Raw genomic sequence first — 20,271 nt, forward strand, 5'->3', positions numbered from 1 at the left:
GCGCACAGGTCCGGAGATGTCCGGTGCCGCCGAGACTACCCAGGTCGGCGCCCCGGATTGTTGCCCCGGGATCACGGTTCGGTCTCGACGCCCCCGGGCGACGCCCAGGTACGACGACGCCGGTCTGGTCGCCTTCCGCGGAGGGCGACCAGACCGGCGTCTGGCACGGACGGGCTACACGCCGGGCCCGTCGATCGTGGTGTACGGGTTGTGACCCTTGGGGAGGTCGACCCCCGGACGCTCGTAGCCGTCCTCCACGTGGAGCTCCGCGATCTCGTCGCCGAGCTCGAGCAGGAGCGCGTGGCGCTCCTCCCGGCGGCGGCGCTGCTCGACCGGCTCGGGCACGGGCGCCGCGGCCAGCAGGCGGCGCGTGTACTCCTCGCGGGGGTTGTGCAGCACGTCCTCGCGCAGGCCCTGCTCGACGATCTCGCCGTTCTGGAGCACCACCACGCGGTGGGCCAGCATGTCGACGACCGCCAGGTCGTGGCTCACGAACAGGCAGGCGAACCGGTAGCGCTCCTGCAGGTTCGTGAACATCTTCAGGACGCTGGCCTGGACCGACACGTCCAGGGCCGACGTCGGCTCGTCGGCGACGAGCAGCTCCGGCTCGAGCGTCAGGGCGCGCGCCACGCTCACGCGCTGGCGCTGACCACCGGACAGCTCGTGCGGGTACCGGTTGTAGAAGCTGCGCGGCAGCTCCACGGCGTCGAGCAGCTCGAGCACCCGGCGGCGGCGCGACCGGTCGTCGCCGATCTTGTGCACCACCATGGGCTCGGCGATGACCTCGCCCACGGGCAGACGCGGGTTCATCGACGCGGACGGGTCCTGGAACACGACGCCGATGCGCTTGCGCAGCGCCTTCAGCTCCTTGCCGCGCAGCTTGGTGAGGTCCTGGCCCAGGATCGACACGGAACCGGAGTGCGCCGGGATGAGGCCCAGCGCGCACTTGCCGATCGTCGACTTGCCGGAGCCCGACTCACCCACGAGGCCCACGATCTCGCCGGGCCCGACCTGGAACGACACGTCGTCCACCGCGCGGAACGCCGGCTTGCCGAGGCGGTGGTACTCGATCACCAGGTTGCGCAGGTCGAGCGCGGGGAGCTCCTCCGTGTGGTCCTCCACGAGCGGCGCCGCGGACGTGACGCCGAGTCGCGGCACGGCCGCGAGCAGCCGGCGGGTGTACTCGTGGCGCGGGTTGTTGAGCACCTGCTCCACGGTGCCCATCTCCACGATGTCGCCCTTGAGCATGACGGCCACGCGGTCCGCCATGTCGGCCACCACACCCATGTTGTGGGTGATCAGGAGGATGCCGGTGTTCAGCTTCTCCTTCAGCGACCGGAGCAGGTCGAGGATGTCCGCCTGCACCGTCACGTCGAGGGCCGTGGTGGGCTCGTCGGCGATGATCACCTTCGGGTCGCACGCGATCGCCATGGCGATGACCACGCGCTGCCGCTGACCACCGGAGAGCTCGTGCGGGAACTGCTTGAGGCGACGCTCCGGCTCGGGGATCCCGACCATCCGGAGCAGCTCCGCGGCACGGGCCTCTGCCTGCTTGCCGAAGGCGATGCCGTGCAGCTGGAGGCCCTCGGTGAGCTGGTCACCGATGGTGAGGACCGGGTTGAGCGCGGTCATGGGCTCCTGGAACACCATGGCCACGTCGTTGCCGCGCATCTGGCGCAGGCCCTTGCCGTCGAGCTTGCTGACGTCCTTGTCGCCCACGCGCACGGTCCCGCCCACGCGGGCGTTGCCGGGCAGCAGGCCGAGGGCCGTCATCGACGTGACGGACTTGCCCGAGCCGGACTCGCCCACCAGGGCGACGACCTCGCCGGGGCGCACGTCGAGCGTGATGCCCTTGACCGCGTGGACGTCACCGAAGTCGGTGCCGAACGTGACGGTGAGGTCCTCGAAGGACAGGACGGCGTCACCCGGGGTGGCCTGTGGGCCGGGGGAGGTGATGTCGAGGGTGGTCATCTCAGTCCTTCCGGGTCTGACGGGGGTCGAACGCGTCGCGCAGACCGTCACCGATGAAGTTCACGCACAGGGCGATGGTGAGGATCAGCAGACCCGGCCACCAGAACAGCCACGGGCGCGTGGCGAACGCGTTCTGGTTCTGCGAGATCAGCAGGCCGAGCGACGTGTCGGGCGACTGGACGCCGTAGCCCAGGAAGCTCAGGGCGGTCTCGAGCAGGATCGCCGACGAGATCGCGAGCGTCGCGTTGACGATGATGACGCCCACCGCGTTCGGAAGGATGTGCTTGACGATGATCCGCGACGCGCTCGTGCCCACGGCCTGCGCGGCCATGACGAACTCGCGCTCACGCAGCGAGAGCACCTCGCCGCGCACGAGTCGCGCGAGGCCCGTCCAGGTCACCGCTCCGAGGATCAGGGTGAGCCCCCAGATGCCCCAGCTGCTCGCCATCTTGCCCAGGACCGCGGCGATGACGAGGAGCGGGATGACGATGAACACGTCGGTCATCCGCATGAGCACCGAGTCGACCCAGCCGCGGAAGTAGCCGGCGAGCGCGCCGACCAGGGTGCCCAGGATCGTCGAGAGGACGCCGATGCCCAGCGCGATGAAGAGCGAGTGCTGGGTCCCTCGCATCGTCATGGCGAAGTAGTCCTTGCCGATGGCGTCCTGACCGAACGGGTGCGTCAGCGTGGGCGACCCCGTACCGATCTTGTCGTACGTGGCGAGGTAGGTCTTGTCCCACCAGCCCGGGATGGGCCCCACGCCGATCGACGAGTACGCGACCAGCACGATCAGCACGATGACGGCGCACGAGATCATCGCGGCGCGGTGCCGCAGGAAGCGGCGCCAGACGAGCTGGGTCTGGCTGTAGGACTTGTCCTCGGTGGGGAGCGGCTCGGGCGGGAGGTGTCCCGCACCGACACCGCCCTGGACGTCGATGCTCTGAGCGCCGGGGACGGGCTCGAAGTCCTCCCCGTGCGGCGCGGTGTTCCTGATGTCACTCATCTCGGTCTCCGGCAGGTGCAAGAGCGCGGGTCGCGCGCTGGGTCGAGGCGGGGGTCGTGGTGTGCACGGCGGTCACCGCCGGATCCGCGGGTCGAGCGAGGCGTACGCGATGTCGGCAAGCAGGTTCATCGTCACCGCGGCGACTCCCGTCACGAGGAAGAACGCCATCACCGGGTTGGGGTCGGTGGCGTTGAGGCCTTGCTGGAACAGCTGGCCCATGCCCTTCCAGCCGAAGACGCGCTCGGTGATGACCGCGCCGCCGATCAGGGCCGCGAAGTCGAAGGCCACGATCGTGGTGATCGGGATCAGCGCGTTGCGGAACGCGTGCTTCACGATCACCTCGCGCTCCGAGAGGCCCTTCGACCGCGCGGTACGCACGTAGTCCTGACCCATCACCTCGAGCATCGATGCGCGGGTGTAGCGGCTGTGCGTGGCCACGGAGATCAGCGCGAGCAGCAGCGTCGGGAGGAGGAGCTGGGCACCCTTGTCCAGCGCGGACTCCCAGAAACCGCCACCGAACTGCGGCGTCTCGGCGCCGATCGTGGAGATCGGCCGGGACTTGAGCCCCAGGAAGCTGGCCCAGTGGGCGATGAGCTGGTCGACCACCACCATGAGGCTCGTGATGGTCCCGGTGATACCGGTGATCATCATGACCTGCTTCTTCGCGTAGCCGCCCATGAAGTAGCCGATGCCCACCGAGATCGCGAGAGCGAGCACGAACAGGCCGGCCAGGAGGAGCCACGTGGGCTCGGCCAGCACGCCGGCGATCGCCAGCACGAGGTAGATCACCGCCCCCACCGCGACGGTGGTGAGCGAGGCGTAGAGGGCCTTGCGGTTCTTGAGACCGGAGACCAGCGCGGTCACGAGCACGGCCGCGCCGGCGGAGGTCAGCACCACCATGACGAGGCCGAAGCTCGGGTTGCGGTACCAGTCGATCATGTTGAACACGAACATGACGGCCGCCACGAACACGAAGGTGGCCGCGCCCGTCAGCAGGCGGCGCCTGCGGCTGCCGCCCAGCAGCCCGGCGAGCGCCAGTGCCAGGACCGCCGCGATGACGAGGATCGTCCCTGGCGCGTACTGGCCTTCCGCGATCCAGTTGTTGTAACGGATCGCGCCGAACTCCTTGAGCAGCACGGCGGCCCAGAAGACGGGGAGCGCGAAGAAGAGGAACGCGCCGAACGTGACGGTGTAGTCGAACGCCGAGTACTGGCGGATGGCGGTCAGGATGCCCAGGCCGACGCCGAGGACGATGGCGAGGAGCGTGGCGAGCGTGACCAGGCGGAGCGTCGAACCGGCGGCCTGCTCGGTCAGCGCGAGCACCGAGGTGCCGTTGACGGAGTTGCCGAGGTCGCACTGCCCGGTGAAGCAGCCGCCGACACCCTTCAACCAGTCCCAGTACCGCTCGTACCACGGATTCTCAAGACCCATGGCGGCGATGCGAGAACGCATCTGGGCCGCGGCTCGGGGGTCGTTGCTCTCGCGGAAATCCGCCAGCGGGTCGCCGGAGTTGATCACGAGGATGTACATGAGGACTGACGCGCCCAGCAGCACCAGGACGGATGCTCCGACACGGCGGAGTATGAACTTCAGCACGGGAATGGCCCTTCGATGCGGGCGCCGGATCACGGCGTCTGCGGCATGGGATCAGCAAGTCACTGTACGGCACAGCGATGACGCAGACGGCCACGTCGATGTGGCTCGTGAGGAATGCCACGCCGGCCCCTGCCGGCTCGCTCGTACAGCTGCTCGAACAGCCCTGTGGGGCAGGAGGCGGGTGACGCCCCCTGCCCCACAGGGTGTGTGTCGGAACTCCGACGGGCGGGACTGAGCCCGGGCTGTCAGCCCGGGCTCAGTCCCAGGTCAGCCGGCTCAGGAAGCCATCGACCACTGCTCGGCGTTCCAGGGGAGGCCGTTCTGGGCCACCGTCTGGCGCACGTTCTGCAGCTCGGACGAGTACGCCGCCACGCCCGGGTGGGCGAAGATCGGCATGCCGTGCAGGTCCTTCCACAGCTCCGTCTCGAGGATCTTCTGCTGCTCGAGGTGGACCTCGGGGTCAGCGGAGTCGGCGAGCGCGGTCCAGGCCTCGGTCACGGCGTCGGACTCGTACTTGCCGTAGTTCTGACCGCCACCGTTGCTGTAGATCGACTGGCCCGAGGCGACCAGGCCGGAACCGGCCCAGGCGAACAGGGCGATGTCCCAGTCACCAGCGCTGAGCTCGGAGTCGAAGAACGCCTCCGAACCACCGTCGACGATGTTGAAGCCGGCCTCGTCGCAGCTGGACTTGATCAGCGCGACCTCCTGCGAACGACGCTCGTTCGGAGCGTTGTACGAGATCTCGACGTCGATCGGCGTGGTGAGACCCGACTCGGCGATCTTGGCCTTCGAGGCCTCGATGTCGACCTCGTCGTACTCGCCACCGTAGGAGGCTTCGATCACGTCGGCGTAGGCGTCCTGGAACGGGAAGACCTCACGGGCGTTCATGACCACGGCGTCCGGGTTGATCGGCTTGATCAGGTCGTCCACGATCTTCTGACGCGGGAAGCAGAGCGCGAAGGCCTCACGGAGAGCGAGACCACCCTGGTCCTCCGCGAACGGACGACCCGAGGCGAAGTTGAAGTCCACGTGCTCCCAGGTGAACTCCTGGCCGGTGGAGACGGTCACCGAGTCGCCGAGCGCCTCGAGCTGCGTGACGGTGTCGACCGTGGCCTGGGGCTCGATCGCGTTCAGGTCACCGTTCGAGAGCGCCTGAACGTGCGTCTCGGGGGCGGCGAAGCGGAACGTGAGCTTGCTCGTGGCGGGAGCCGGGCCCCAGTAGGCCTCGTTCGGGATCACGGAGATGGCCTGACCAGCGGTCCAGCCCTCCGGGTCCAGGATGTACGGGCCCGAGGAAGGAACGTCCTCAGCGGGGGGCATGTCGCCCGGCTCGTAGGCCCAGCCGGTGTTCCAGAACTCGGCAGCCTTGGTCAGGATGTCCACGTTGCCGGTCTTGATCGCGTCGACCAGACCCGCGACGTCGGTCCCGGCCTTCTCGGCGACGATGTGCGCCGGCATGGTGTCGGAGACCGCAGCCTCCCAGTCGGCGTAGACACGGTCGTAGTTGTACGTGACGGTCTTGCCACCCACCTCACCCTCGGGGAAGGTCGTCACGTAGGTACCGAGGGTCATGCCGCCGGCGAAGTCGAACAGCGGCTCCTCCGTACCGTCGACGGTCGGCTTGCCGTCCGCCTGGAAGTACTGGGTCGCCCAGTCGAGGAGGTAGTCCTCGTACGCGATCGGCTCGCCGTCGGACCAGACCGCGTCCTCGTTGATCGTGTACTCGACGACCAGCGGGTCCTCGGAGACCGCCTCGTAAGAACCGAAGTTCTCGTCGTGGCAGATCGTGCCGTCAGAACCGAAGTAGTAGAAGCCGCTGAACAGCTGCGTGTTGACAACGGTGTTGTACGTCGAGTTCGTCGCGCCCGTGTCGTTGTTGTACGCGTGCCACTCGTCCTCGCCGATCGAGTACTTGATCTCGCCCTCGGCGGTCTCGACGTCACCCAGGTCGGCCTTGCAGCCGTCCGTGGGCTCGACCGTGCCGGAGCCGCTAGTCTCCGTCGGCTCAGCCTGTCCACCACCAGGGGTGTTGCAGGCCGAGAACAGCAGTGCACCGGTGGCCGCCATAGCGATGGCGGCGCTTGCACGCCTGATCTTCAATGTTCCTCCTCAGGGGTATGACACCGCCTCGAACAGCCGTCCCTGTAGGGATGTTTCCGGCCTGATGCCCGAGTCACCGTCATGGTTTCGGCTCACGGTACTCACGGCCTCGGGTGTTTTAGGTCACTTCGCCCAGTACCCGAACCGATCGTTACCGACTTGATATTGCCCTGTAGCGCGGGTGACGAACGCCTGACAGCTCCGAAACACCGGGGTAACACGCTGGTCTGCGTGCCGCCTCGCGGTCATCTTCACCCGAGGTCAGAGGGCGCGCCAGGGGGCCGGGCCGGAGGCTCCCCTATCGATGCAGGATCGATACCGGATCGAAACCTGGACCGGAGTTGTCCGGTTCGTGCCCTTCCTCCGCCCGATGCCGGAGGAGGTCGGTAGCGGGCGCCGACAGGGTCGGGGACCTGGGCACGCCGACGGCCGGGAGCGTCGGAGTCGACGTTCCCGGCCGTCGGCCGTCGTGAGCCGGTCGGCATCACCCCATGGTGCAGGGCGTGCCGTTGAGGAGGATGGCGCGCGGCGTCTGCGGCGTGCCCGACCCGATGAGGCCGAAGGTCCACGTCGCGCCGGGCGCCAGGTCCGGCGCCCAGCCGGGCGCCCGGACGGTCACGGTCGACCCGGACTGCGTCGCCGTCCCGCTCCAGGACTGCGTGACGGTCTCGCCGTTCGTGAACTGCCACGTGATGACGGCGTTGCGGACCGTGGTAGTCCCCGTGTTCCGGACCGTCACCTCGGCCTGGAACCCGCCCTGCCACTGGTTGACGACGCGGTACGAGGCCGAGCAGGAGATCCCGGGTTCGGTCGTCTGCCGGGCGGTGGTGAACGTGGCCGCGGTGCTGGCCTGCGACCGGTTCCTGGCGTTGTCGATGGCGACGACCGAGGCCCGGTAGGCGGTCTCGGGAGCGAGCCCGGTGAGCTGGTGCGTCCTGGCCGCCGTGGTGGCCACGACGACGCCGTCGAGCAGCACGTCGTACGAGGCGACGCCGGACCCCGCGTCCGTGGAGGCGGCCCAGGTGAGGGTCGCGCCCGTGGCGGTGACCCCGCTGACCACCGGCGTGCCCGGGACCGTGGGCGGCGTCGTGTCCGGGACCGTGGCCGCCGTGGTGGTGAACGTGGCCGCGGTGCCGGCCTGCGACCGGTTGCCGGCGTTGTCGGTCGCCACCACAGCGACCCGGTAGGCGGTCTCCGCGGCCAGCCCGGTCAGCTGGTACGTCGTGGCCCGGGTGGTCGCCACGACCGCGCCGTCGAGCAGCACGTCGTACGAGGCGACGCCGGAACCGGCGTCCGCGGAGGCGGCCCAGGTGAGGGTCGCGCCCGTGGCGGTGATGCCGCTGACCACCGGCGTGCCCGGGACCGTGGGCGGCGTCGTGTCCGGGGCGTCCGGGCCGGGCTGGGTGCCCCACAGGAGCTCGGGACCCTCGGTCAGCGTGATCCGGCTGTTCTTCGCCGGGGTGCTGCCGATGCCCGCGTACGACCAGTCGTTGCTGGGGTCCCAGACGTTGGCCGTCACGCGGAACTGGATCTCGCGGCGGTGCTGGGACTGCCCGCCCGGGTAGACCGGCGAGCCCGAGCAGTCGATCTCGACGTAGTACTGAGAGCCACCGGCATGCCCGACGCGCGTGGTGACGCCAGGGCACTCGGAGTAGTTCGTCGACGCCCGGACCGTCGCGGGGTCGGCGCCCGCGTCGAGCGTGAACCAGTAGCGCACCCGCACGTCGTCGAGCACGCGCGCCGGGAACGCGGACCGGTTGCGCACCATGGCCTTGATCTCGGTGAACGTGGTCCCCGGCTGGTTGAGGCTGGACTCGACGAAGAACTCGTCCTGGTCGGGCGTCTCCGGCCGCGGGAAGCCCGCCACCGGCGTGCCGCCGTACTCGCCGACGAGGAAGGCGACCGCGGAGGTGAACCCGGCGTTGTAGTCGGTGGCGACCTCGTTCGCGACGTAGTCCCCGCGGTCGTCGACGTAGGAGTCGTTCGCCGACCCCGGACCGCCCACCAGGGCGCCGTAGAGCACGTGCCGCGTGCCGGCCGGGTCCTTCATCGAGTCCAGCCACGAACCATGGGCCGTGCGGTGGTGCGGGTTCTGGGGCGCGTTGTCCCCGAACCCGATGACGTACGACGAGTTCCGCGGGTTGTCGCCGAGCGCGTAGTCGATCTGGCGGACGCCGAAGTCGTGGTAGGTCCGGGCGCGGGCCGTGTCCCCCCGCTGGGCCAGCCAGTCGCCGTAGGTCAGTGCCACGAACGACGTGTTCGCGGCGTAGCGCAGCGACCCCCACGTGTCGAGGTGCGCCTGCCCGCCCGGGGAGTACCGCACGCGCTGGCCGTTGTAGCCCGTCGTCCAGTAGTCGAGCCAGCGGTTCGCGTCGTCGACGTACCGCTGCTTGCCGGTCGCCTGCGCCAGCAGCGCGTAGGTCGCGTAGGACTTGTCGTCCCACGCGACGGTCCAGCGGTACGAGCGGATGGTCGTCTGCGGCTCGGTCGACAGCTTGTCGTACTCGGCCTCGGCCTTGGCGAGGTACGTCGCGTCGCCGGTGGCCTCGTAGAGCCAGTACGCGCCCCAGACGAGCTCGTCCTGGTAGCCCGACCACGAGTTGTAGTAGCTCTGCACGGGGATGCAGTCCGAGTACTTCCCACGGTAGGTGTCCGCGAAGCGGTAGAGCTGCCGGGCATGGGTGACCAGCTCGGCCGCGTAGGCCGGGTCCGAGTCGGCGAACACGAGAGACGACGCCGCCATCGCGGCCGCCGTCTCGCCCGCGACGTCGCTGCCCGGGCAGGACGCGTCGACCTTGTAGGCCGGCCGACCCATCTGCATCGCCTCGGCCGGGCCCCACCACTTGTGGTCGGCCTCGCCGTCGCCCACCTGCGCGTAGAGCACGTTCGGCGACGGGTGCGCCTTGATGAAGTAGTCGTTCACCCAGCGCAGCGAGTCGAGGAGCTCGTCCTGCTGGCCCGACGCCGCGTAGCCGCCAGGGCTCTCGAGGGCGCCCCACGCGAGCATCGTCGCCGTGAAGGCCATGGGCAGGCCGAACTTGACGTGGTCGCCGGCGTCGTACCAGCCGCCCGTCAGGTCGAGCCCGACGTCGGCGCCGTCGTCCATGCCGGAGTCCCCGCGCCAGCTGACGCGGAAGTCGTCGGGGAGGTCGCCCGAACGCTGGGCGTCGTAGAAGAACAGGGACTTCTGCAGGACCTCGGCGTAGTTGTAGTCGCCGGCTGCTGTGGCCGTCGCGGCGGGCGCGGCGGCTCCTGGGGCGGCCGTCGCGGCGGGGGCGAGGCCGACGGCCACGCCGGCGAGCAGGGCGCAGGCCGCCGCGAGCGCGGTGGTCGCGGCCGCCGCGCGTCGTCGTGCGGTGGTTCGTGGATGCATGGCTGCCTCTCGGATCCGCCCACGTCCGCATCGACGCGGGTCGCCGCCACTATTCAGAGCCGCCCGGCAGGCGAGCAAGGGTAGGCGGGAATCCGAATCGTTTAGCGCCGCACGGGCGGCCGCGGCGGAGGCGCACGCAAGAGGGCCGCGCGCCTCCCTGCTGCGCGCGGCCCTCCCTCCTCAGGCTCTCAGGCGCACACGTTCTCCGCGTCCGGCGCGATCTCCACGTCCACGGTGCCGTCGCCAGGGTCGAGGACCACGCAGCGCTCCTCCTCGGCGGTTCCGAAGGAGTCGACGCTGCGGTAGGCCAGGGTCTGCCGGTCGGAGCGCTTGAGCGTGAACGGCTCGGTATAGGTGACCCAGTCGCCGCCGTCGACCCGGTACTCGGTGCGCGCGAGCGTGGCCGGGGCCGTGGCCTCGGCGGCCAGCGAGACGGTGATCCAGTTGTTGCCCTGGTAGGTCAGCGTCGTGCTCGGCGCGGCGGGGATGCCCTGCGGCCAGTTCACGAGGAGCTGGTCGCCGTCGGGGCTCACCTTCTCCACGGTGATCGTGTTGATCGAGAAGGCGTTGCCTCCCCCGCCGCCGCGGATGCCGAGGTTGCCGACCAGGCCGTCGGCCGGCTGGGTCCCGTCGAGCGTGATCTCCGTGACGAGGTCGTAGCTGCCCATGTTGACCATCCCGCTGTTGAAGTACGCGGGGACGAACGTGGCGACCTGGTCGGCACGGTACGGGTGGCTGTTGACCAGTGCGCCGTCGCCGCTCGTGTAGCCGCCGTTGGTGTTGTCCCGGAGCCAGCGGACGCGGATCGCCGTCGTGCCCTTGGCGGTGTAGTTGACGGTGAAGCGGTAGGTAGCGCCCTGTTCCGGACGGAAGGCGGCCTCGCCGTCGTCGGTCGTGGACCACGGCCAGACCGAGGCGTCGTCGCCCAGGACGATGTTGGCGCCGCTCCAGGAGTCGCCCTCCGACGTGTCGAAGACGTGGACGCCCGGGACCGGCGGGTGCTCCCCGCCTCCCGGGATCTCGATGTAGTCGTGGGTGGCGAGGAACTCCGCCGGGTACAGGATGCCGAGCAGCGCGTCCTTGGCCTTGCCGTCGTAGTCGTACGGCATGGCGAACTCGCCGCCCTTCCAGCCGGTGAGCACGTCGCGGACACCCGCCAGCTTGACGGCGGTGATCACGTGCGGGTTGCTCGTCGTGTTGGCCGGGCCTGCCGCGTGGTCGCGGTAGACCTGGAACAGCTCGGCGTACTTCATGCCCTGGTTGTTCTCGTTCTCGGGCGTGAGGGTGCCGGGCGGGAGCGCGATGTCCATCTCGGTGACGTTGACCTCCACGTTCCCCAGCGAGCCGAAGAGCTTGATGTTGCTCTCGACGGCCGCGACGTCGGTGTCGAGGTTGTAGTGCCCCTGCATGCCGATCACCTCGATCAGCGGCTTGCCGTCCGGGCGCACGCCCGCGTTGCGCTCGTTGATGTCCTTGACCATCTCGTAGACCACGCGCGCCTTCGCCGGGGAGTCCAGCCCGAAGTCGTTGTAGACGAGCTTCACGTCCCAGCCGTTGGCGTCGACCACCTGGGCGGACCGCAGGAAGGCGAGCTCCACCCAGTCGGAGCCGAGCGCCTGGTACCAGCCCTCGCCCTTCGCCAGCGACGCACGCCAGTCGGCCGGGTTCGCGGTCCCCACGGCCTCGTTCACCACGTCGAACGCCACCAGCTCGCTGCCGAAGCGCCCGAGGACGTTGTCGATGTGGTTGTTCAGGTTGGCGAGCGCCACGTCGCGGTCGAACGTGCCCGGCTGGTCGTACCGGGCCGGAGGTGCGTCCCACATCCAGGTGGGCGTCTGGGAGTGCCACGCCAGGGTGTGCCCGGAGAACGTCAGGTCGGGGTTCCGCACGGCATACCTCGCCATGGCCGCGTCCGCCGCGTCGAAGGTGAACACGCCCTTGACCGCCTGCGTGCTCTCGGGCTTCATCTCGTTGCCCGGGGTGTAGGACGCGTAGTTGTAGATCAGACCGTCGATCTCGCCGGCCCCGAAGATGCCGAAGGAGAAGTAGTCCTGGTAGACGTCCTTCATGGCGGGGTAATGCTCGAACGTCTGCCCTGTGGGCGGGAGGTCCGTCTCGGCGGCGGCGACCGCCGGGTGGCCTGCTCCCAGGACGGTGAGGGCCATCAGGGTGGCGAGAGCGGAAGCCGCGACAGGGCGGGTCGCCCGCCTGGTTCGACGGGTGCTCCGCCGGGTCGGTACGGACGTGGTCGGGCTGGGCATGCGGCTCCTCCAGTGAGGGCTCCGCGCGCTGCGCTGCGCGCGAGCGGTCGTGGCAAACGATTTCATCGGTGAAATAGTTTCGCCGCCAAACTTATCCGGATCGGAGGGCGTGTCAAGACCTGGACAAGGATCGACCGGTGGCGGATCCCCGTCGGGCGGGAGTACAACGGTCTGGTGGCAAGCACCCACGACGCAGCCCACGCACCGGGCCCGTTGGAGGCCCCGGACCTACCGCACCTGCCCGGCGTGCGGCATCGTTTCGTGACGCTCTCCACCGGTCTACGGATGCACGTAGCAGAGGCCGGTCAGCCGGACGCTCCGCGAGTCCTGCTCCTCCACGGGTTCCCGCAGCACTGGTGGGAGTGGCGCAAGATCATCCCGGTGCTGGCCGAGCGCTACCGGGTGATCGCGCCGGATCTCCGTGGCGCGGGGTGGACGGACGCGCCACCTTCCCGTTATACGGCGGGAGAGATCCTGGACGACGTGCTGGCCCTGCTCGACCATCTCGGCAGCCCTCGGGTCGGCCTGGTCGCGCACGACTTCAGCGCTTTCGTCGGGTACAACCTCTGCTTCGACCACCCGGAGCGCGTGGCGGGCTTCCTGTGCCTGGGCCCGCACCCCTACCTCCACTTCACACCGCACATGCTCGCCGGTGTGCCGCAGCTGTGGTTCCAACCGGTCGTCGCCACGCCCAGGCTGGGAGCGTGGGCCCTGGGCACCGACCGATTCCCGCGCCGCCTGTTGACAAGCTTCACCACGTCGCCCGAGTCGATGACCGACGAAGACCAGGCCATCTTCCTGAGCCGTCTCCATGCCCCGGGGCACGCTGAAGCCGGCTCAGCGCTGTATCGGAACCTCATCCTTCGCGAGACCGGCCGGTTCTTCACCGCGGCCTATCGTCGGCGACGCCTCACCGTCCCGACGGTCGCGCTCCTGGGGGGCGCCGACGCGGGGATACGGCCCCGGATGCTGGACGTCCATGGCGACCCGGCGGACGACCTCGTCGGCCACGTCATCGAGGGTGCGGGACATTTCATCGCGGACGACCTCCCCGACGCAGTGGCGACTCACGCCCTCGAACTGTTCGGGCGCGTCCTCTGACGTGCCCGATCACAAGGCTGCTGATGGACAGATGCAACCCGAGCGGGATTCGATAAGTCCGATGACCACTGACCAGGCCTTCGCGTGGCGAGGCCGCACCGTGCGGTGGGAGTCGTTCGGATCCGGCCCCGCAGTCGTGTTCTGCCACGGCACTCCCTGGTCCTCTGACCTGTGGCGCCCCTTCGCCGATGCCCTCGCCGCCGACCACACGGTGTACTTGTGGGACATGCCCGGATACGGCCGGTCATCGAAGGAACCTGCGCACCGGGTGTCGCTCGATGTCCAGGGCGAGCTCTTCGCCGACCTCCTCTCCTTCTGGGAGCTCGACTCCCCGCACGTCGTCTCTCACGACTTCGGCGGAGCGGTCTCGCTCCGCGCGCACCTGTTGCACGGTGCCCGCTTCTCCTCGCTCGTGCTCGTCGACGTCGTCGCCCTCGCACCCTGGGGATCCGACTTCTTCCGGCTCGTCGGCCGGCACGCCGACGTCTTCGCCTCCGTCCCACCTCACATCCACGAGGGCATCGTCCGTGCGTACATCGCGGGCGCGAGCCATACCGGGCTGTCGTCGGAGGCCATGGAGATGCTCGTGGCGCCCTGGCGGGGCGAGAGCGGGCAACAGGCGTTCTTCCGTCAGATCGCGCAGGCCGACCAGACGTACACGGACGAGATCGAAGCTCGGCTCGGTGAGATCGACGTGCCTGTGCTCGTGGTGTGGGGACGCGAAGACACCTGGATCCCCGTCGACCGTGCACATCGTCTGGGAGAGCTCATCCCCACCGCTCAGGTGCGGGTCATCGAAGGGTCCGGGCACCTCGTCCAGCTCGACCAGCCTGTCCCGCTGGCGACGACGCTCGCGCGGTGGCTCGATCCCCGGGAGCGCGCCGCACGGTGAAGCGGGGCTATTCGCCCATCAGGCGTCGCAGCGTGCAGACGGTCCTCCAGTTGCGGGTCGTCGCGCCGATCCCGGCCAGCGGTTTCCAGACTCCCGATCGGTCCAGCGTCGAACGCCCCATTCCGTCCGGGTAGGAGACATACACTTCGCGGCCGGCACCGACCACCTCTTCCGGGTACCCGTCGGGGACGACGAGCGAGACGCCCTCGGGGATCGGGGCCGACAGGAACGTCACCACCATCCTTGACAGGTCAAGATCACGACCGTCGAAGGGGTTGGCGGCAATGACGGCATCGAGCTCTTCCCGGCTCCGCACGATCACCAGGACCGGAAACCCGAACCGACGCTCGATCGCGCCGCCGAGATCGGCCTCCAGAGCCGCGGCCTCCGCTTCCGCCTCGAAGACGACGTTGCCCGACTGGATGTACGTCTTCGCCTCCGGGTAGCCCAGGTCAGCGAACAGGCCGCGCAGCTCGCCCATCGGCACGTTGCGGTGCCCACCGACGTTGATGCCCCCGAGGAGGGACGCGAACCAGGTCATGGAGCGAAGGTAATCCCTCGGACCCTGATCGGGGGTCGGAACGCTCGCGGCTACATGTTGAAGCGGAACTGCCCCGGATCCCGGCACGGAGCAGCCTCACAAGGTGACCGCCCTACCCGCGCTGTCGATCGCCTGTAGCCGCGGCTCGATCGACTCGGCCATCATCGTGATCTCGTGCTCACTGATCCGATTCTTTCGGGCGCCAATGCGCCAGTCGGCGAGCGACGAGGCGATGCGGCGCATCCTCGCGCGGGCCTGGTCAACCTTTAGGCTGCAGTCGTCCGCGAGAGCAAGAAGGCCATCAACTTCGTCAGGCTGCGCGTCAGCCCCCATGATCGAGGTCGAGCGCGGCCGGAACAGATCCGGGTTCGGGTTCACGTCGAAGACAGGGCTCAGGGTCCAGGAGCCCCGGTCAGCAAGGAAGCCATGGTTGCGCAGGTGGTCATCCGTGTTGCCGATTGCGACGCTTACCACGACACGATCGAAAAGCTCATGGTGGTCGCGCCTTGGAGAGAGCGACAGATCCCTCATCGACTCGGCGACGTCGGCGTAGTCGCGCTGCTCTCCATCGGCAGACCCCGTGGCCGTCATGGCGCTGATGTACCCGATGCGGTCACCGGCGTGCGTACGGTCGAACCTACGCAGGATCAGCACACTGCGCTCTCCCACGTGGGTGAGCCGACGCCGCGGCGTGCGGATGCCGGCGCATTCCATGAGGTCGAGTGCGGTCGCTTCCCATGCCATGACGTCCCATCCGTCGCTGGTGTGCGGGAACTTGGCGATTGCGAGGGCTCCGTCTTCGAGCCGAACGGAAGCCTTCGGTCGCGCGCCGCCGAGACCCGTAGTTCCAGTGTCCAGGAGCAACTTGACTGCGCCAGAAGGATCGTCCTGCGACGCAAGCTCATCGCTCGCCCGCAAGAGTCCCGGCAATGAGACAAGTGGTGGCACCTGCGAGGGCTTGCCCAAGAACTCGTCGCGCCCGGGAACGCGGAAGCGCAATGCGCCCTGCCGGGTGTCGTCGCTGACTCCCAGAAGGAAGTCCAGGTCGTCCAGAGTGCGCGGCGCTCTGCCTTCTTCCCGGGCGCGCGCCCTCTCTGCCTTCTCAATGAGATTGCGGCCCCATCTATCGGGGGCGCTGTCGGCAAAGGCTCGGACGAGCCCGGGCTGGTGCTGCGAACCGGACACCAGGGGGAGTGCCGGATCGATGCCCATGCCGTCGCTCGCGAGATAGCGAGGGTCGTAGAGGAAGGTCGTGGAGATCTGGCCTCGCGTCCGGGTGAAGTACGCCTGACCCACCAGTCGGGTTCTCCCCGCCACGTCGACGAGCACCTCGACGGTGCTCACCGCGCACGCTTCTTAGTGAGCTTGTCGGCACGCAGCCTGCCGATATCGCTGTTCAACGGGTCGACGGCGTCCACGGCCTGGTCCAGGACGCCGAGCGCCCGGAGCACCTGCGCCACGTTGCCGAAACTCACACTCGAGTCCCCGGTCTCGACCTTGCGCAGCGTGTCCCGGGTGATGCCTGCGCGTTCTGCCACCTGCTGCGCAGTCAGACCCAGGACCATGCGCCAGCCGCGCACATGCGCGCCAAGGGTTTCGATCTGGCGATCGATTCGATAAGCAGCCATGACATCCCCTCTGGCGACCAGAGTAGCCCCAACAGCAGGTTATGGCGATCGCACTCGCCATACCTACCACTGCCGAAGGTGCAGCGAACTCAGTGCAGCGCAGCAGCGCGGAGGTCTCGACCTCGCGGCTACACGTTGAAGCGGAACTCCACCACGTCGCCGTCCTGCATCACGTAGTCCTTGCCCTCGATGCGGGCCTTGCCCGCCGCCTTGACCGCGGCGACCGAACCGGCCGCGACCAGGTCCTCGTACGAGATGACCTCGGCCTTGATGAAGCCGCGCTCGAAGTCCGTGTGGATCACGCCTGCCGCCTGCGGGGCGGTCCAGCCCTTGCGGATGGTCCAGGCGCGGGCCTCCTTGGGCCCGGCGGTGAGGTACGTCTGCAGGCCGAGGGTGGTGAAGCCGACGCGGGCCAGCTGGTCCAGGCCGGGCTCCTCCTGGCCGGAGTCGGCCAGCATCTCGGCGGCCTCGTCGGGCTCGAGCTCGGTCAGCTCCGACTCGAACTTGGCGTCGAGGAAGATGGCCTGCGCCGGGGCGACGAGCTTCCGCAGCGCCTCCTGGCGCTCGGTGTCGGCGAGGCCGGCGTCGTCCGTGTTGAAGACGTAGATGAACGGCTTGGCCGTCATGAGCTGCAGCGACGCGATCTCGGCGAGGTCGAGACCTGCGGCCTGCGCCCCCTGGAAGAGCGTGTCGCCCTTCTCGAGGATGTCGCGGGCCGTGGTGGCGGCCGCCAGGAGGGCGGCGTCGCCCTTCTTGATCCTGGCCTCCTTCTCGAGGCGCGGCAGCGTCTTCTCGAGGGTCTGGAGGTCGGCGAGGATCAGCTCGGTGGAGATGGTCTCGATATCGCCGGGGGCGTCGGTGGAGCCGTCCACCCGGATGACGTCCGGGTCGTCGAACGCCCGGGTCACCTGGCAGATCGCGTCCGCCTCACGGATGTTGGCCAGGAACTTGTTGCCCAGGCCCTCACCCTCGGAGGCGCCCTTGACGATGCCCGCGATGTCCACGAAGGACACCGTGGCGGGCAGGATCCGCTCGCTGCCGAAGATCTCCGCGAGCTTCCCGAGGCGCGCGTCCGGCAGCGGGACCACACCCACGTTGGGCTCGATCGTGGCGAACGGGTAGTTCGCCGCGAGCACCTGGTTGCGGGTCAGCGCGTTGAAAAGGGTGGACTTGCCGACGTTGGGCAGGCCGACGATGCCGATAGTGAGTGCCACGTCGCGCAAGTCTACGTGCGGCGGGCGGAGGCCCGCCGCGTCAGGCGAAGGACTGGACCTGCTGGAGCAGCTCGGGCGCCCGGCGGTCGTACGTCCGGGCGCCGATCCGCACACCACCGACGAGGACTCCCACGCCGACCGCGAGGCTCACGACGAGCGCGACCCAGGCGAGCGGCGGGCTGTCCTGAGCGAAGGCGAGGACCGAGAGCGCCAACGCGGGGAGGGACAGCACGGCGACGATGAGCAGCGCGATCGTCTGCGACACCATCGACGCCACGGCGGCGCCCTGCGGCTGCTTGAACGGGCTCTCCCCCGGTTTGGGGACGGGGTAGACCAGTCGCGCCGACACGGCGCTGGACACCCCGAGGCCGAGCGCGAGCGTGCCCAGGCTCAGGCCGAGCACAGCCGGCAGCAGGGCCGTGTGGCCCGCGACGACCGCGGAGAGCACGGCGAACAGGCTCACCAGCGGGACGCCGAAGCACAGGATCGGGATGACGCGGCCCCAGCGGTCGGCCGAGCCGGACGTGCCGGTCGCCACGTGCAGCGCGAACGCCGTGTGGTCGTACGCCACGTCGTTGGAGAGCCCGAAGCCGAGCACCCAGGCCACGATCGGGGCGAGGATCAGCAGCAGCTGGTTGTCGGTCTCCCGGCCGGAGAACCACAGGATGACCGGCATGAGCGGGACGATCGCGAGCACGGAGCCGTAGCGCGGGTCCCGGAGCCAGTACGTGGTGCTCCGGGCGGCGACGGCGCCCGTCGGCGTCGCGGGGAAGCGACCGAACCAGCCGAGGCCCTTGGCCTTCGCACCGCGACCACCACCCACCGGCGGCCGGACGAGCGCGCGGCCCAGCGCCCGCTCCCAGACCAGCCAGAGCAGCGCAACCGTGCCGAGCGCCACGGCGAGGTGGCCTACGAAGGCGAGCCAGGCGCCGTCGTGCGCCGTGGCCGGGAGCGACCAGGCCGCCCCGAGCGGCGTCCACGCCACCACCCCGGCGAGCTGGTCGGCGAGGAGCCGGATGCCCTCGGGGCTGGTGCGGGCGACCCCCTCGAGGCTGCGCGGCCCGCCCCCGCCGAACGACCCGCCGAGCCACGACATCATCGGCCCGATCATGACGAGCAGGACCATCGCGAGGATCGCGAGGACCTCGCGGGACCGGCGCGCCTCGAGGAGCGGCGCCAGCGCCGTGGTCAGTGCCCGTGAGCCCAGCACGCACGTGGCCACCCCGAGCGCGACGCCGAGCAGCGCCAGTGGCAGCAGCGCGGGCGTACGCCACCAGGCGAGCGTCACGCCGAGCCCCGTGAGGAGCGTGGCGATCCCGGGGACGGAGATCAGGGCAGCGACTCCGAGCCCGGTGACGAGGGTGCGCAGCGGGATGCCGAACGTGGCGAAGCGGTGCGGGTCCAGCGTGGCGTCCACTCCGAAGAGGAAGAGCGGGATCAGCCACCAGCCGAGCGTCGCGAGCGCGCCACCGAGCGTCACGACGAGGCCGAGGACCTCGGTGTCGTAGGAACCGGTGGCGATCACCGCGGCGACGAGCATCCCGACCACGCCGAGCCCGTAGAGACACGCCGCGATCAGGCCGATCGTCTGCCAGACGCTGCGCCGGAACGTGTTGCCGAGGAGCGTCAGCTTGAGGCGGACGAGGTGCGCAACCACTCGAGTCCCTCCCCCGTCGCCCGGCCGCCGACCATGTCGACGAAGCGGTCCTCGAGGCTCTGGTCGCCCCGCACGTCGTCGACGGTGCCGGCGGCGAGGACCTGGCCCGCGGCGACGACCGCGACGTGGTCGCACATGCGCTGGACCAGGTCCATGACGTGGCTCGACACGACGACGGTGCCGCCGCTGCGGACGTAGTCGGCGAGGATCTCGCGGATGTTGGCCGCGCTGACCGGGTCGACCGCCTCGAACGGCTCGTCGAGCACGAGCGTGCCGGGTGCGTGGATCATGGCGCTGGCCAGCGCGATCTTCTTGGTCATTCCGGCCGAGTAGTCGACGACGAACGTGTTGGCGTCCTTCGTGAGGTCGAGCGCTCGCAGGAGGTCCTGCGTACGGCTCGCGACCGTGTCCCGGTCGAGCCCGCGGAGGAGACCGGCGTAGGTGATCAGCTGGGTGCCGGTCAGGCGGTCGAACAGCCGCGCGCCGTCAGGCAGCACGCCGAGCTGCCGCTTCGCCTGGTCCGGCTGCGCCCACAGGTCGGTGCCGCTCACGTGGACCGACCCGTAGTCGGGGCGCAGGAGGCCCGTCGCCATCGACAGCGTCGTGGTCTTGCCCGCGCCGTTGGGCCCGACGAGCCCGTAGAAGGAGCCCGCAGGGACGTCGAGGCTGATGCCGTGGACGGCGATCTTCTGCCCGAACCGCTTCCAGAGCCCCCGCAGGCTCAGCGCCGCCGCCGGGTCGGGCGGTGGCGTGGGCGCGCTCTGGGAAGCAAGGTCGCTGGTGCCCGACGGCGGCGGGCCGGCTTGCGCGGTCATGCCGCCAACGTAGCGGGCGCCGCCCACACGGAGCATCGTCCGGGAGGATGAGATCGGCGTCCGGACTCCCCCGGGCGGCGGAGATGCTGGGTTCCTGACCTGCTACTTCGCGGGCGACG

General features: G+C 69.5%; 14 protein-coding genes. 2 read left to right on the plus strand and 12 right to left on the minus strand.

From position 1 onward, the window contains the following. Positions 1-174: 174 nt before the first annotated feature. The 6 genes from D1350_RS14540 to D1350_RS14565 all read right to left on the minus strand — a co-directional run bounded on the left by D1350_RS14540 (position 175) and on the right by D1350_RS14565 (position 12,304). Complete coding sequence (locus D1350_RS14540) at positions 175-1,971, minus strand: ABC transporter ATP-binding protein (RefSeq protein ID WP_125776755.1); 1,797 nt, start codon at positions 1,969-1,971, stop codon at positions 175-177. 1 nt (position 1,972) lies between these two features. Continuing rightward, positions 1,973-2,974, minus strand: a complete 1,002-nt coding sequence (locus tag D1350_RS14545; protein ID WP_125776756.1) for an ABC transporter permease — start codon at positions 2,972-2,974, stop codon at positions 1,973-1,975. A gap of 72 nt (positions 2,975-3,046) precedes the next feature. Beyond that, the gene (locus D1350_RS14550; RefSeq protein ID WP_125776757.1) at positions 3,047-4,570 is read right to left on the minus strand and encodes an ABC transporter permease; all 1,524 of its coding nucleotides are present in this window, start codon (positions 4,568-4,570) and stop codon (positions 3,047-3,049) included. Between the two features lie 276 nt (positions 4,571-4,846). Beyond that, entirely contained in the window at positions 4,847-6,670 is a 1,824-nt protein-coding gene (locus D1350_RS14555; RefSeq protein ID WP_125776758.1) for an ABC transporter substrate-binding protein, read from the minus strand. A 484-nt stretch (positions 6,671-7,154) separates the two neighbouring features. Next, positions 7,155-10,043 carry a glycoside hydrolase family 9 protein gene (locus D1350_RS14560; RefSeq protein ID WP_125776759.1) on the minus strand — a complete coding sequence of 963 codons (2,889 nt, stop codon included), beginning with the start codon at positions 10,041-10,043 and terminating at the stop codon, positions 7,155-7,157. A gap of 188 nt (positions 10,044-10,231) precedes the next feature. After that, the gene (locus D1350_RS14565; RefSeq protein ID WP_164545175.1) at positions 10,232-12,304 is read right to left on the minus strand and encodes an endo-1,4-beta-xylanase; all 2,073 of its coding nucleotides are present in this window, start codon (positions 12,302-12,304) and stop codon (positions 10,232-10,234) included. 285 nt (positions 12,305-12,589) lie between these two features. On the opposite strand from D1350_RS14565, the gene D1350_RS14570 reads away from it, so the two are divergent. Then, the gene (locus tag D1350_RS14570; RefSeq protein WP_125776761.1) at positions 12,590-13,405 is read left to right on the plus strand and encodes an alpha/beta fold hydrolase; all 816 of its coding nucleotides are present in this window, start codon (positions 12,590-12,592) and stop codon (positions 13,403-13,405) included. Positions 13,406-13,466: 61 nt separating this feature from the next. Beyond that, positions 13,467-14,297: an alpha/beta fold hydrolase gene (locus D1350_RS14575; protein WP_125776762.1), complete on the plus strand. Its 831-nt coding sequence runs from the start codon at positions 13,467-13,469 to the stop codon at positions 14,295-14,297. A gap of 7 nt (positions 14,298-14,304) precedes the next feature. Here the strand turns inward: D1350_RS14575 and D1350_RS14580 are convergent, their stop codons facing one another. The 6 genes from D1350_RS14580 to D1350_RS14605 all read right to left on the minus strand — a co-directional run bounded on the left by D1350_RS14580 (position 14,305) and on the right by D1350_RS14605 (position 20,152). Further along, entirely contained in the window at positions 14,305-14,838 is a 534-nt protein-coding gene (locus D1350_RS14580; protein ID WP_125776763.1) for a DUF1697 domain-containing protein, read from the minus strand. Between the two features lie 96 nt (positions 14,839-14,934). Beyond that, positions 14,935-16,182 carry a type II toxin-antitoxin system HipA family toxin gene (locus D1350_RS14585; RefSeq protein WP_125776764.1) on the minus strand — a complete coding sequence of 416 codons (1,248 nt, stop codon included), beginning with the start codon at positions 16,180-16,182 and terminating at the stop codon, positions 14,935-14,937. Next, positions 16,179-16,466 carry a helix-turn-helix domain-containing protein gene (locus D1350_RS14590; RefSeq protein WP_125776765.1) on the minus strand — a complete coding sequence of 96 codons (288 nt, stop codon included), beginning with the start codon at positions 16,464-16,466 and terminating at the stop codon, positions 16,179-16,181. Before D1350_RS14590 ends, D1350_RS14585 begins: the two co-directional genes overlap by 4 nt. Before the next feature lie 128 nt (positions 16,467-16,594). Next, entirely contained in the window at positions 16,595-17,680 is a 1,086-nt protein-coding gene (gene ychF / locus D1350_RS14595; protein ID WP_125776766.1) for a redox-regulated ATPase YchF, read from the minus strand. Between the two features lie 40 nt (positions 17,681-17,720). Further along, positions 17,721-19,337 (minus strand): hypothetical protein, encoded by a 1,617-nt coding sequence (locus D1350_RS14600; protein WP_125776767.1) that lies wholly within the window; start codon positions 19,335-19,337, stop codon positions 17,721-17,723. Continuing rightward, positions 19,307-20,152: an ABC transporter ATP-binding protein gene (locus D1350_RS14605; RefSeq protein ID WP_125776768.1), complete on the minus strand. Its 846-nt coding sequence runs from the start codon at positions 20,150-20,152 to the stop codon at positions 19,307-19,309. Before D1350_RS14605 ends, D1350_RS14600 begins: the two co-directional genes overlap by 31 nt. Positions 20,153-20,271: the final 119 nt, after the last annotated feature.

It is taken from the genome of Antribacter gilvus (assembly GCF_003946865.1).
In the GTDB taxonomy this organism is placed as follows: Bacteria; Actinomycetota; Actinomycetes; order Actinomycetales; family Cellulomonadaceae; genus Antribacter; species Antribacter gilvus.

Coding starts and splice junctions, on each gene's coding strand:
- D1350_RS14540 (WP_125776755.1), bottom strand. CDS start 1,971: ATGACCACCCTCGACATCACCTCCCCCGGCCCACAGGCCACCCCGGGT.
- D1350_RS14545 (WP_125776756.1), bottom strand. CDS start 2,974: ATGAGTGACATCAGGAACACCGCGCCGCACGGGGAGGACTTCGAGCCC.
- D1350_RS14560 (WP_125776759.1), bottom strand. CDS start 10,043: ATGCATCCACGAACCACCGCACGACGACGCGCGGCGGCCGCGACCACC.
- D1350_RS14565 (WP_164545175.1), bottom strand. CDS start 12,304: ATGCCCAGCCCGACCACGTCCGTACCGACCCGGCGGAGCACCCGTCGA.
- D1350_RS14570 (WP_125776761.1), top strand. CDS start 12,590: ATGCACGTAGCAGAGGCCGGTCAGCCGGACGCTCCGCGAGTCCTGCTC.
- D1350_RS14575 (WP_125776762.1), top strand. CDS start 13,467: ATGACCACTGACCAGGCCTTCGCGTGGCGAGGCCGCACCGTGCGGTGG.
- D1350_RS14580 (WP_125776763.1), bottom strand. CDS start 14,838: ATGACCTGGTTCGCGTCCCTCCTCGGGGGCATCAACGTCGGTGGGCAC.
- D1350_RS14590 (WP_125776765.1), bottom strand. CDS start 16,466: ATGGCTGCTTATCGAATCGATCGCCAGATCGAAACCCTTGGCGCGCAT.
- D1350_RS14605 (WP_125776768.1), bottom strand. CDS start 20,152: ATGACCGCGCAAGCCGGCCCGCCGCCGTCGGGCACCAGCGACCTTGCT.